Origin of the sequence: Pseudomonas sp. NGC7 (assembly GCF_047159675.1) — a bacterium.
Lineage (GTDB): Bacteria > Pseudomonadota > Gammaproteobacteria > Pseudomonadales > Pseudomonadaceae > Aquipseudomonas > Aquipseudomonas kermanshahensis.
The window spans coordinates 911,642-923,702 of sequence record NZ_BAAFZY010000001.1; the positions used below are offsets into that span (position 1 = coordinate 911,642).

10 protein-coding genes are annotated in these 12,061 nt (G+C 63.5%); 7 read left to right on the top strand and 3 right to left on the bottom strand.

Annotated features, from left to right (window positions below; all coding sequences use genetic code 11):
* The first annotated feature begins 63 nt into the window (after positions 1 to 63).
* The 5 genes from ACMCNM_RS04220 (at position 64) to ACMCNM_RS04240 (ending at position 7,108) form a co-directional block, all read left to right on the top strand.
* Positions 64 to 2,781, top strand: coding sequence for a LuxR C-terminal-related transcriptional regulator (locus ACMCNM_RS04220; protein WP_412763987.1), 2,718 nt, complete (start codon positions 64 to 66; stop codon positions 2,779 to 2,781).
* A 175-nt stretch (positions 2,782 to 2,956) separates the two neighbouring features.
* A complete protein-coding gene (locus tag ACMCNM_RS04225; protein WP_027594441.1) occupies positions 2,957 to 4,564 on the top strand; it encodes a tetratricopeptide repeat-containing response regulator in 1,608 nt (535 codons plus the stop codon).
* Positions 4,561 to 5,253 (top strand): sensor histidine kinase, encoded by a 693-nt coding sequence (locus tag ACMCNM_RS04230; RefSeq protein ID WP_027594440.1) that lies wholly within the window; start codon positions 4,561 to 4,563, stop codon positions 5,251 to 5,253. The genes ACMCNM_RS04225 and ACMCNM_RS04230 overlap by 4 nt, the downstream gene beginning before the upstream one ends.
* 390 nt (positions 5,254 to 5,643) lie before the next feature.
* The gene (locus tag ACMCNM_RS04235) at positions 5,644 to 6,288 is read left to right on the top strand and encodes an MBL fold metallo-hydrolase (RefSeq protein ID WP_085274096.1); all 645 of its coding nucleotides are present in this window, start codon (positions 5,644 to 5,646) and stop codon (positions 6,286 to 6,288) included.
* A gap of 109 nt (positions 6,289 to 6,397) precedes the next feature.
* The gene (locus tag ACMCNM_RS04240) at positions 6,398 to 7,108 is read left to right on the top strand and encodes an OmpA family protein (protein WP_027594438.1); all 711 of its coding nucleotides are present in this window, start codon (positions 6,398 to 6,400) and stop codon (positions 7,106 to 7,108) included.
* Positions 7,109 to 7,233: 125 nt separating this feature from the next.
* Here ACMCNM_RS04240 and pta read toward each other — a convergent pair whose 3' ends face one another.
* Together pta and ACMCNM_RS04250 are read right to left on the bottom strand one after the other, a co-directional pair.
* Positions 7,234 to 9,321: a phosphate acetyltransferase gene (pta, locus tag ACMCNM_RS04245; RefSeq protein WP_027594437.1), complete on the bottom strand. Its 2,088-nt coding sequence runs from the start codon at positions 9,319 to 9,321 to the stop codon at positions 7,234 to 7,236.
* A gap of 32 nt (positions 9,322 to 9,353) precedes the next feature.
* A complete protein-coding gene (locus ACMCNM_RS04250; RefSeq protein ID WP_027594436.1) occupies positions 9,354 to 9,656 on the bottom strand; it encodes a DUF3565 domain-containing protein in 303 nt (100 codons plus the stop codon).
* On the opposite strand from ACMCNM_RS04250, the gene ACMCNM_RS04255 reads away from it, so the two are divergent.
* Together ACMCNM_RS04255 and ACMCNM_RS04260 are read left to right on the top strand one after the other, a co-directional pair.
* Positions 9,655 to 10,140, top strand: a complete 486-nt coding sequence (locus ACMCNM_RS04255; protein WP_085274095.1) for an FKBP-type peptidyl-prolyl cis-trans isomerase — start codon at positions 9,655 to 9,657, stop codon at positions 10,138 to 10,140. The two genes, ACMCNM_RS04250 and ACMCNM_RS04255, sit on opposite strands and share 2 nt — an antisense overlap.
* 145 nt (positions 10,141 to 10,285) lie before the next feature.
* Positions 10,286 to 10,768 (top strand): glutathione peroxidase, encoded by a 483-nt coding sequence (locus ACMCNM_RS04260; protein WP_265969980.1) that lies wholly within the window; start codon positions 10,286 to 10,288, stop codon positions 10,766 to 10,768.
* A 27-nt stretch (positions 10,769 to 10,795) separates the two neighbouring features.
* Here the strand turns inward: ACMCNM_RS04260 and ACMCNM_RS04265 are convergent, their stop codons facing one another.
* Positions 10,796 to 12,013, bottom strand: coding sequence for a glycosyltransferase family 4 protein (locus ACMCNM_RS04265; RefSeq protein WP_412763988.1), 1,218 nt, complete (start codon positions 12,011 to 12,013; stop codon positions 10,796 to 10,798).
* Positions 12,014 to 12,061: the final 48 nt, after the last annotated feature.

Consider the following 12,061-nt stretch of genomic DNA (forward strand, 5'->3'; position numbering starts at 1 on the left):
CATTACCCGCTAGTCTCGCAAACATCCGTACCGCCGTTGTCTTCCCTTCAGAACGAGCCGGCCATGACAGATCTGTCCCGTACGCATGGATTCGCCAGCCAGGCCCTAGGCCTGCTGGACGGGCGTTTCTTCCGGCCGCCGCTGCCGGACGGCCATGTGCCGCGTACGCGGTTGTGTCAGCGTTTGCACGCCGGCCTCAATGGGCGGTTACTGCTGGTCAACGCACCGGCGGGCTTTGGCAAGAGCTCGCTGGCCATCGAGTTCTGCGAATCCCTGCCGGAGCACTGGCGTAGCCTTTGGCTTGGCCTGAGCCAGCGCGATGCCGACCCCGGCCGTTTTCTCGAACGGCTGCTCGAAGGCCTGCAGCAGTACTGCCCTGCATTGGGTGGCCAAGCCATGGGCCTGCTGAAAATGCGCCAGCGCCACCAGCCCTTCGCGTTCGAGGAGTGGATCGACGGCCTGCTCGATGAACTTGCCCAATACCTGCAAGCCGATACGCCCCTGCTGTTGGTGCTGGACGATTACCATTTGGCCCAAGGGCCCGTACTCGACCGCTGCCTGCAGTTTTTCCTCAATCACTTGCCCAGTGGCCTGGTGCTGTTGATCACCAGCCGCCAGCGCCCAGACTGGCACCTGGCGCGCCTGCGCCTGTCGCGTCAACTGGTCGAACTCAACGAGCAAGAGCTGCGGCTGACACCCGACGAGTCACTGGCGGTAATCGGCCGCCAGCCCACCGGCTTGCGCGGCCAGGCGCTGGATAACCTGATCCAGCGCAGTGACGGCTGGGTGGCCGGGCTGCGCTTCTGGCAGCTAGCCGCCAGCGAGTCCGGTGATGAGCACGCCTTGCCCCACGCACTGCACGGTGGCGAGGGGTTGATACGCGACTACTTGCTGGAAGAAGTCATCGAGATCCTGCCGGCCGACGTGCAGGCCTTTCTCTACGACACGGCGTGCCAGGAGCGCTTCTGTGCCCAGCTTTGCGATGCCCTGCGCGACCGCCAGGACAGCGCCGATATCCTGCGCTTCCTGCAGGCCCATCAAGTGTTTCTGGTACCCCTGGACGAGCACGGCCACTGGTTTCGTTACCATCACCTGTTCTCCGACCTGCTGCGAAGCCGCCAGGCCAGCGAACCGCCAGCGCGCCTGCACCTGCGGGCGTGCCGCTGGTTCGAGGCCCAGGGTTTGCTGGACGAGGCGGTTGAGCAGGCGCTGCGGGCCGGCCACCTCGACGTGGCGGCCGACCTGGTGCAGAGCCTCTCCGAGGAGCAACTGCTGGCCGAGCAGAACGTGGGCATGTTGCTGCGCTGGAAGATGGACCTGCCCGACAGCTTGCTGATCAGCACGCCGCGCCTGATCGTGCTGTACAGCTGGGCGTTGGGGCTGGCGTGCCAGCTGGATGCGGCCGAAGAACTGGCAAGCTACCTCAGCCGTTTTCTGCCTGCGCCCTCGGCGACCGCACAGAAGTCCATGCTGGCCCAGTGGCTGGCCCTGAGTGGGGTGATCGCGCGGGGGCGGGGGGATCGCGCGCGTACCCTGGCCTACTGTGGCGAAGCCTTGCAAAGCTTGCCGTGCAAGCGCTACGGCCAGCGCTTGGTGTGCCTGTCGACACTGTCCAACCTGGCCATCACCGATGCCGACTTCTGGCATGCACGCGGCTGGAACCGCGAAGCCCTGGAGCTGGCCCAGCGCGTCGGCAACCCGCTGTTCGAAGCCCTGGCTCATTACGATCGAGCACGGGTGCTGCATGCCCGGGGTGAAGTGTTGCGGGCGCTGGACGAAGTGCGCCAGGGCCTGCAGCGCCTGCAGGGGCTGTCGGGGCAGCGGTTGTACGCCGTTCGGGCCAGGCTGACGCTCTACGAGGGTTACCTGCTGGTGTCGCGCCTGCAATCAGCCCAAGGCCGTGCGCGCTTGCGTGCGGGGCTTGGCGAAGCGCGTGCCTGCCGAGACATCAGCGTGCTGATCGGCCACTGCGTCATTGCCACGCTCGATGGCCGCGAGGGCCACTTCGCCGAAGCGTTCGCCGAGCTGGCCGAGGCGGAGCGGCTGATGCACATCTGGGATGTTCCACCGATCTACTACTTGGCCATGATTACCCTGGTGAAGTGCGAACTGTGGTTGGCACAGGGGCGCACCGATCTTGCCGAATCCTGGTTGCTGCGGCTGGGGCAAACCTACGGTGGCGAGCAACCGGCAGCAGCGCCGGAGTTCCACCCGCTATTACCCCTGCATATCGAACTGCAGCAGGCATTGCTCGAGCGTATCCAGTTGCGCACCGAGGCGTCGGTTCAGCGCCTGTCAGGGCTGGTCGAACGTGGCGTGGCCAGTGGCGGCATGCTGCTGGCCGTCAGTGCACTGTGCCAGTGGCTCGCCCTGCTGCTCGCTGAAGGCCGAGACGCGCAGGCTGCCGGGCTGCTGCCAAAGGCACTCGAGGCCGCCCAAGGCGGTGTCCTGCAACCGTTCCAACCCTTGCTCGAAAAACACCCGCAGTGGCTGCACGAGCAGCTTGCAGCGCGCTCGGCTTGCCCGGTCCAGGTCGAACTGCTCAAGCGCCTGCCTCCGTTACCTGCCGTTAGCAGTGGCAGTGGCGAGGCTTTGAGTGGGCGGGAGCGGGCCGTGCTTGAGCTGATCGCCCAAGGCTGTTCCAACCAGCAGATCAGCGAACGGCTGTTCATCTCGCTGCACACCGTGAAGACCCATGCCAGCCATATCAACAGCAAACTGGGCGTCGAGCGCCGCACCCAGGCGGTGGCCAAAGCGAAGGCGCTGGGCCTGCTGGCCTGACAGTAGCCGCACCAGGGGTTTGCCCGCTAAAGTAATGGCTTGAGGCTATTACTGGGCCGTTGTTTAGCGCGCTGCGTGCTCTATCCTCATCTTTCCCGGCCGGCTGCCGATATAGCATTCGGTGGTATGCATCGCCTTGCGCGATTTTTCAATCATCCCAATACAGGTCGTGTTGATGCTGCAGTACGGGCAAAAGAGCTTTCTGATCGTCGACGACTTTACCGACTTTCGTACGTCGACCCGTTCCATGTTGCGCGAACTGGGTGTGCGCGACGTGGACACGGCCGACAGCGGCGAGCAGGCGCTGCGCATGTGTGCGCAGAAGCGTTATGACTTCATCCTGCAGGATTTCCACCTGGGCGACGGCAAGAAGAACGGCCAGCAGGTGCTTGAGGACCTGATCCTCGACAAGCACATCAGCCATGAATGCGTGTTCATCATGGTGACCGCCGAGAGCAGCCAGGCCATCGTCCTCAGTGCCATCGAGCATGAGCCCGATGCCTACCTGACCAAGCCGTTCAACCGGGTGGGCCTGGCCCAGCGCGTCGAGAAGCTGTTCCAGCGCAAGACCTTGCTCAAGCCGATCCTCCAGGCGCTGGACCGCGGCCGCCCGGCCGAAGTCCTGGCAGCATGTGCCGAGCTGTGCAAGAAGGACCCGCGTTTCGCCCCCCTGTGCCTGCGCTACCGCGCCGATGCCTTGCGCGGGCTCAATCGCTTCGACGAGCTGGAAAAGTTTCTCAAGGCCATTCTCGCCAGCCGCCCGCAGCCGTGGGTGTATTCGGCGCTGGGCAGCTTGATGCACAAGCGTGGCCAGAATGCCCAGGCCCAGGGTGTGTATGAACAGGCCCTGAAAGCCTTCCCGATCATGCCGGGCCTGTACGACGGTATGGCTGAAGTGCTGGTGGCGCAGGGCGAGACCAAGCGCGCGCAGAACATGCTGGAAGAGGCGGTGCGCCTGTCGCCGCTGTCGGTACGCCGGCAGTCCACGCTGGGCAAGCTGGCGCTGGGCAACGAAGATTTCGAAAGTGCCTCCAAGGCGTTCCGCCATGCCGTGAACCAGGGGCAGAGCTCGCGCTACAAGGATGCCGAGAACAACCTTGGCCTGGTTCAGGCGCTGATGAACAAGAACGCAGGTTTTGGCCTCGACGCCCGTACCCGCGTCGAGATCAACACCGTGCTCAGTGAAGTGGCCAAGGAATACCCTGAAGATCAGGGCTTGCAGGTACGCGCCCGCATGATGAAGGCCGCCAGCCTGCAGCAAGCCGGCGATGCCGAGACGGCCGCCAAGCTCACCGAGCAGGCCATGCAGCGTCTGGACAAGATGGAGCAGTTTTTCTCGGTCGATGCCGCGTTGACGGTGGCGGCTCAGCTGCAGGCGTCAGGGCAGGAAGCGGCCGCGCTCGGCGTGCTCAAAAGCTGCGTTGAAAGTTACGGCGACGACCCCAAAGTGATGCAGAGGGTGGCCAAGCTGACGGATGATCCGGCGGTGCTCAATGCGATCACCGAGGCCGTCACCCTCAACCGCCAGGGAGTGCGTAGTTACCAGGGAGGTCAGCTCGACGAAGCGCTGCAGTTGTTCCGCAAGGCCTTGGCCTTGCAACCCAAGAACATCAGCATCGCCCTCAACACCGCCCAGGCGCTGCTGCGCATCGGGGGGGATGACCCACAGCCTGCGATCATGCAGGAATGCCGCGACGCCTTGACCAGCGTGGCCGGCATCCCTGCCAGCGACAACCGCTATGACCGCTATGGCAAACTGCACATCCGAGTGTTCGGCGCATGAATCAAGACAATCAGGGGCTGGATTTTTCCACGGTGATCGCCTCCACCGTGCACGACCTCAAGAACTCCCTGTCCGCGCTGATTCAGTCCCATGACCAGTGGCTGGCGCGCTTACCTGAAGAGTTGCGCGGCGGCACCGAGCAAGGGGTGATGGAACATGAGTTCCGGCACCTCAACGGTATGCTGGTGCAACTGCTGGGGTTGTACAAACTGGGCGTGAACCAGCTGCCGGTGTGCCCGGACTACCATGAGCTGGATGACTTCATCGAAGCCCAACTGGCGGCCCACCAAGAAGTGCTCAAGCACAACGACATCCTCGCCACCTGGCGCATCGACACCGACAACCCGCTGGGCTTCTTCGACCGAGAGCTGGTGGCATCGGTGATCGCCAACGTGATCACCAACGCCACCCGGTTTGCCGGGCATGCGTTGTTGATCAGCATCGAGGAAGAGGCGAATCAACTGGTCATCTGCGTCAACGATGACGGCCCGGGTTATCCACAGCGCATGCTCGAGCGCCAGGAAGAGTTCATCCAGGGCATCGATTCACACAGTGGCAGTACGGGCCTGGGCCTGTATTTCGCTGCGCGGATCGCGGCGCTGCATGAGAGCGATGGGGTGAGGGGGCGGATTGAAATTTCCAATGGCGGGGCGCTGGGGGGCGGGTTGTTCAGGTTGTTCTTGCCGTAAAACAGCATGGCAAGTGGGTGCAGGACACGGTTCCGAGGCGCCTATGAGATCGAGCGCCGCCCGCGCGGCGCTTCGCAGCACAAGGCTGCTCCTACACCTGTTTCGGGCCAATTATTCCTGAGCCATTGGCGCGTGGCCCCTGACCGCCCACCTCAATATCGTGTCGAATCAACAAAGGCGGTCGCGCGCCAACATTACAGGCCTCACTGGCCCGAAACAGGTGTAGGAGCAGCCTTGTGCTGCGAAGCGCCGCGCGGGCGGCGCTCGATTTCGAAAACATCCAATACCGCCAGTCTTGCACCTGGCAGGCACAGCGCAATATCTTGTAAACCACCAGGAGCCACCTCGACTTGAAGGCGAGTGAGATCCTCAATGTTATTGAGATACACAATGAACCAAGCCCCACCCACCCTCATCCGCGAAACCTTCCCCGTAGGTCCCCTACAGTGCAACTGCACCTTGATCGGCGACCCATTGACCAAAAAGGCCATCGTCGTCGACCCAGGCGGTGACCCGGACAAGATCCTCGCGCGCCTGCAGGCCCATGGCTTGACCCTGGTGAGCATCATCCACACCCACGCGCACTTCGATCACTTCCTCGCCTCGGGCAAGCTCAAGGAGCTGACCGGCGCGACGCTGCACCTGCACAAGGACGACCAGTCGCTGTGGGACAACCTGGAGATGCAATGCCAGATGTTCGGCGTGCCCTACACCCCGGTGCCGCCGCCAGACCGCTGGTTGAGTGATGACGAGGCGCTGGCCTGTGGTTGTGGCGTGGCCTTGCACACCCCAGGGCACACGCCGGGTTCGATGAGTTTCTGGTTTGCCGATGCCAAGCTGCTGATTGCCGGCGACACCCTGTTCCGTCGCGGTATTGGCCGCACCGATTTGTGGGGTGGCGATCAGCGGGCTATCGTTCGTTCGATCAAGGAGCGGCTGTACCGGCTGGATGAAGAGGCCATCGTGGTCACCGGCCACGGGCCAGACACCCGCCTGGGTGACGAGATGCGCGAGAACCCGTTCGTGCGGGCATGAACCTGCATGAAAAGGTGTTCATGGAATTTTTTGCCGTCTGGGCAATCCAAGGCTGGCATAGATCCATTCGCGGTCTGCCGCATTTATGAATTTCAGTAGGAGCTTGTCCATGTTCACCATGCGTCGTCTGATTATCGTCGCAACCGCCGCCGCCCTGATGACGGGCTGCGCCAGCCAGAACCCGTACGACAACCAGGGTCAGGCGCAGGGCTCCACGGGGATGAGCAAGACCGCCAAGTACGGCGGCCTGGGCGCGCTGGCCGGTGCCATCGCCGGCGCCGCCATCGACCACAACAACCGCGGTAAAGGCGCACTGATCGGCGCTGCCGCAGTGGGTGCCGCCGCCGCAGGTTACGGCTACTACGCCGACAAGCAGGAAGCCGAACTGCGCGCGCAAATGGCCAATACCGGCGTCGAAGTGCAGCGCCAGGGTGACCAGATCAAGCTGATCATGCCCGGCAACATCACCTTCGCCACCGACTCGGCCAACATCGCGCCTAGCTTCTACTCGCCGCTGAACAACCTGGCCGGCTCGTTCAAGCAGTTCAACCAGAACACCATCGAAGTGGTTGGCTTCACCGACAGCACCGGCAGCCGCCAGCACAACATGGACCTGTCCCAGCGCCGTGCGCAAGCGGTCAGCACCTACCTGACTTCGCAGGGTGTCGATGCTTCGCGTATTTCGGCACGTGGCATGGGCCCGGACCAGCCGATCGCCAGCAATGCCGATGCTAACGGCCGTGCGCAAAACCGTCGTGTCGAGGTCAACCTGAAGCCGATTCCTGGCCAGCAGTATGACCAGGGCCAAGTTCAGCAGTAAGGCCACAACACAGGGGCCGCTGTGCGGCCCAATCGCCGGCAAGCCGACTTCCACATGACCGTGTGGGTCTTAAGTCCTGTGGGAGCCGGCTTGCCGGCGATTGGGCTGCACAGCAGCCCCTGGATTCAGCGTACGACGCTGGCCTGGATTGCCGTCAGGGCGATGGTATGCACGATGTCATCCACCTGAGCCCCCCGCGGCAAATCGTTCACCGGCTTACGCAAACCCTGCAGCATCGGCCCCAGGCTGACCCCATCGGCGCTGCGCTGCACCGCTTTGTGCGTGGTGTTGCCGGTATTCAGATCAGGGAACACGAACACCGTGGCACGCCCGGCAACCGGGCTGTTTGGTGCCAGCTCGCGGGCAATGGCCGGGTTGGCCGCCGCGTCATACTGCAAGGGCCCATCGATCAGCAGATCGTGCGCGGCGCCCTGCGCCAAGCGTGTCGCTTCACGCACCTTGTCGACTTCTTCATCGCTCGCCGAATCGCTTGAGTAACTGATCATCGCCACCCGCGGCGCGATGCCGAAGGTGTGTGCCGATTCGGCGCTCTGCTGGGCAATTTCTGCCAGTTCAGCGGCACTTGGGTGCGGGTTCATCACGCAGTCGCCGTACACCAGCACCTGCTCGGGGAACAGCATGAAGAATACCGAGGACACCAGGCTGGCACCTGGCGCGGTCTTGATCAGTTGCAGGGCAGGGCGGATGGTGTTGGCGGTAGAGTGCACCAGGCCTGACACCAGGCCGTCGACCTCATCCAGGGCAAGCATCATGGTGCCGATCACCACCGGGTCTTCCAGCTGCTGCTCGGCCATCGGGGCGTTAAGGTTCTTGCTCTTGCGCAGGTTGACCATCGGTTCGACATAGCGCCCGCGAATCAACTCAGGGTCGAGTATCTCCAGGTCCGCAGGCAAGGTAATGCCCTGTGCGCGGGCGACCGCTTCGACTTCTTCCGGCTTTGCCAGCAGCACGCAACGCGCAATGCCACGGGCCTGGCAGATCGCCGCCGCCTGTACCAGCAGCGGTTCGGCGCCTTCTGGCAGGACGATGCGTTTGTTGGCCTGTTGCGCACGCTGGATCAGTTGGTAGCGGAACACCGCAGGCGACAGGCGCAACTCGCGTGGTGTGCCGCAGCGCTGGTGCAACCAGGCAGCGTCGAGGTGGCTGGCGACAAAGTCGGTGATGAATTCGGCACGCTCGCGGTCATCCACCGGGATCTCGCGGTTCAGCGAATTGAGCTGGTTGGCCGTGTCGTACGAACCCGTACTCACCGACAGAATCGGCAGGCCGGCCTGCAAGGCGCCGCGGCACAAGCCGAGGATGCGTGCGTCGGGCTTGCTGTCGCTGGTCAGCAGCAGGCCGGCCAGGGGCACGCCATTGATCGCCGCCAGGCTTACGGCAAGGATGATGTCGTCGCGGTCACCCGGGGTCACCACCAAGGTGCCAGGGGTGAGCAGCGGCACAGTGTTGGCCACCGTGCGCGCACAGATGATGATCTTGCTCATGCGCCGCTGCTCGTAATCGCCCGCGTTGAGCACTTGGGCCCCCAGCAGGTCGGCCACGTCGCGGGTGCGTGGGGCATTCAGCTCGGGCTGATAAGGGATGCAGCCGAGCAGGCGGAAGTCGTTGCCGCGCAGAAGTGGCGAGTGTTCGCGCAGGCGGGTGGCGAAGTCCGCCATGCTTTCGTCGGTGCGCACCTTGTTGAGGATCACCCCGAGCACTTTCGGGTCGCGGGGGCCGCCGAACAGCTGGGCCTGCAGTTCGACGCGGCCGGACAGCTCGCTGAGTACCTCGTTTTCGGGCGCCGAAACCAGTATCACCTCGGCATCCAGGCTCTTGGCCAGGTGCAGGTTGACCCGCGCCGCGTAACTGGCGTGGCGGGTAGGCACCATGCCTTCGACCACGACCACGTCATTGCCGATGCAGGCTTGCTGGTAGAGGCGGATGATTTCCTCCAGCAACTCGTCCAGCTGGCCATCGCCGAGCATGCGCTCGACGTGGGCCAGGCTCAGCGGCATGGGCGGTTTGATGCCGTGGGTGCGTGCGACCAGTTCGGTGGAGCGTTCCGGGCCGGTGTCACCTGGGTGGGGCTGGGCGATCGGCTTGAAAAAGCCGACCTTCAGGCCTGCGCGCTCAAGGGTGCGCACCAGGCCGAGGCTGATCGACGTCAGGCCGACACCAAAGTCGGTCGGCGCTATGAAAAAAGTTTGCATGCGTGCTTCTCGAATTAAAGCGGTGCAAGGAATCAACGGCCAAGGGTAGCGCTATCGGCTGCCTGTGCACACCAGCCACACGCGAAAGCCTCGCCGATGCGTTGTTGGCGCTGCTCGGCATCGAGCACCCAAGGGCGCGCTTGCCAGGGCGGTTGGTGACGAAGGTGCTGGGTGTGGCCGCACGACAACTCGACCACCCAGTGGCCTTCTTCGTCCTGATGGAAGCCAGTGATCCGACTGATGGGCTGTTCCTCGGCCGAGGCGCGTTCGCAATCGGGCGATGGCTTGGTTACACTTGTCCGCTCTACATACTTTTGCAAAAGGTCTTGCCCCATGCTGATCGCCGCCAACAAGGCTGTCTCCATCGACTATACCCTGACCAACGACGCCGGGGAGACCATCGACAGCTCCGCCGGTGGCGCGCCGCTGGTTTACCTGCACGGTGCCGGCAACATCATCCCGGGCCTGGAAAAGGCCCTGGAAGGCAAGCAGGCCGGTGACGAGCTGAACGTTTCCATCGAGCCAGAAGATGCCTACGGTGAATACCTGGCCGAGCTGGTCAGCACCCTGAACCGCAGCCTGTTCGAAGGCGTCGACGAGCTGGAAGTCGGCATGCAGTTCCACGCGTCGGCGCCGGATGGCCAGATGCAGATCGTCACCATTCGCGACATCGACGGCGACGACGTCACCGTTGACGGCAACCACCCGCTGGCCGGCCAGCGCCTGACCTTCCAGGTCAAGGTTGTCGACGTGCGTGACGCCAGCGAAGAAGAAATCGCGCACCGTCACATCCACGGTGAAGGTGGCCATCACCACTGATTTTCTGCGCTAAGCTCAGAGAGTCGCCAGGCGCTCGGGCAAGCCGATTTGCCTTCCCAACGGGAGGTGGACGGCTTGGACGAGCGCTTTTTTATTGGGCGGATTTCGCTCTGCGGCCATCGGGAACCTGAGAGGGGATTACATCATGAGTGCTTTTCACGACCTGAAATTGGAGGCGCTGAACGGCGGGGAACTGCCCCTCGCACCGTTCAAGGGCCAAGTGGTGCTGGTGGTCAATGTTGCCTCCAAGTGTGGCCTGACGCCGCAATACGCTTCGCTGGAGACGCTGCATCAGCAGTTCAAGGGCAAAGGCTTCAGCGTTTTGGGGCTGCCGTGCAACCAGTTTGCCGGCCAGGAGCCCGGCAGCGAGAAAGAGATCCAGGAGTTCTGCAGCCTCAACTATGGTGTCAGCTTCCCGCTGGGTGCCAAGCTTGAGGTCAACGGGGCGCACCGCCATTCGTTGTATCGCCTGCTGGCGGGGGAAGGTGCTGAGTTTCCAGGCGACATCAGCTGGAACTTCGAAAAGTTTCTGGTGGGCAAGGATGGGCGCGTGCTGGCGCGTTTCTCGCCGCGCACTGCGCCGGATGATCCAGCCGTGGTTCAGGCCATCGAGAAGGCGCTGGGCTGAAGTATGGGCGCGCGCGGCGGCTGAAGGTCAGCCGCGATGCGCTGTCGAACCTGGCTTGATCGCCAGTGCAGCACCTGAAGCTTTTTGCGTGTCGCCTGTGCGTTGTTTGCAGGCACTGTACAGGTAGGTTTCGAACTCCTCGACAATCGCCGGCCAGCCCTGACGGCTGGCGTGCTGCCGTGCGTTCAGGCGCACCCGGCGCAGGGTTTCTTCCTCTTCCAGTAGCCAGCAAGCGGCATCGATGAAGGCCGCCTGGTCGCCGGGCATCGCCAACGCACCGCTATGGCCATGCCGAATGTGCTGGGCAGCCGCTGCCTCATCATAGGCGACCACCGCCAAGCCTGAGGCCATGCCTTCGAGCACCACGTTGCCAAAGGTTTCGGTCAGGCTCGGGAACAGGAACAGGTCACCGCTGGCATAGTGCTCGGCCAGCACCTCGCCCCGCTGGGCACCACAGAACACGGCATCAGGCACTTGCTGCTGCAAGGTGGCGCGCTGTGGGCCGTCACCGACCACGATCAGGCGCAAGCGCTTGTGTGGATAAGTCTTCTGCAGGGCATCCAGGCACGGTCGCAGTACCCCTAGGTTTTTTTCCGCCGCCAGCCGGCCGACATGCAGCACGGCGATATCATCTGGGCCGACCCCCCAGCTTTCGCGCAGCGCCTGGTTGCGCCGGGCCGGGTTGAACAGGCAGGCGTCGACCCCGCGGGCCAACAGGTCCAGGCGCTCGAAACCACGACGCTCCAGCTCCAGGCGCTGGCTGACGCTGGGCACCAGGGTGACTGCCGTGCGGCGATGGAACCAGCGCAGGTAATGGGTGAGCAGGCGTGCCAGCAAGCCCAAGCCGTACTGGCCGGAATACTGCGGGAAGTTGGTATGGAACCCGCTGACCACCGGTACTCCCAGGCGCCGTGCCGCACGCAATGCGCTCAACCCCAAAGGCCCCTCGGTGGCGATGTACAGCACGTCCGGTCGCTGCCTGCGCCAACGCCGCAACAGCCGGTGCATCGACACTTCGCCCCATTGCAGGCCGGGGTAGCCGGGCAAGGCCCAACCGCGGCACAGCATCAGCTGCTGATCGTTGTGCACAGGCTCTTCGCCGGCTTGGCGGGGGCGGACGATCTCGATGTCATGCCCGCGTTGGCGCAACCCTTCGCTGAGGCGGCCAAGGGTGTTGGCGACACCATTGATCTCGGGGGGGAAGGTTTCGCTGACGAGGGTGATACGTAGGGCGGGTGTATTCATGACAAAAAGTTTCCGCTCGCATCATTGCGCCGATGTGACGGCCTTGTG

Coding starts and splice junctions, on each gene's coding strand:
- ACMCNM_RS04220 (WP_412763987.1), top strand. CDS start 64: ATGACAGATCTGTCCCGTACGCATGGATTCGCCAGCCAGGCCCTAGGC.
- ACMCNM_RS04225 (WP_027594441.1), top strand. CDS start 2,957: ATGCTGCAGTACGGGCAAAAGAGCTTTCTGATCGTCGACGACTTTACC.
- ACMCNM_RS04230 (WP_027594440.1), top strand. CDS start 4,561: ATGAATCAAGACAATCAGGGGCTGGATTTTTCCACGGTGATCGCCTCC.
- ACMCNM_RS04235 (WP_085274096.1), top strand. CDS start 5,644: ATGAACCAAGCCCCACCCACCCTCATCCGCGAAACCTTCCCCGTAGGT.
- ACMCNM_RS04240 (WP_027594438.1), top strand. CDS start 6,398: ATGTTCACCATGCGTCGTCTGATTATCGTCGCAACCGCCGCCGCCCTG.
- pta (WP_027594437.1), bottom strand. CDS start 9,321: ATGCAAACTTTTTTCATAGCGCCGACCGACTTTGGTGTCGGCCTGACG.
- ACMCNM_RS04255 (WP_085274095.1), top strand. CDS start 9,655: ATGCTGATCGCCGCCAACAAGGCTGTCTCCATCGACTATACCCTGACC.
- ACMCNM_RS04250 (WP_027594436.1), bottom strand. CDS start 9,656: ATGGGGCAAGACCTTTTGCAAAAGTATGTAGAGCGGACAAGTGTAACC.
- ACMCNM_RS04260 (WP_265969980.1), top strand. CDS start 10,286: ATGAGTGCTTTTCACGACCTGAAATTGGAGGCGCTGAACGGCGGGGAA.
- ACMCNM_RS04265 (WP_412763988.1), bottom strand. CDS start 12,013: ATGAATACACCCGCCCTACGTATCACCCTCGTCAGCGAAACCTTCCCC.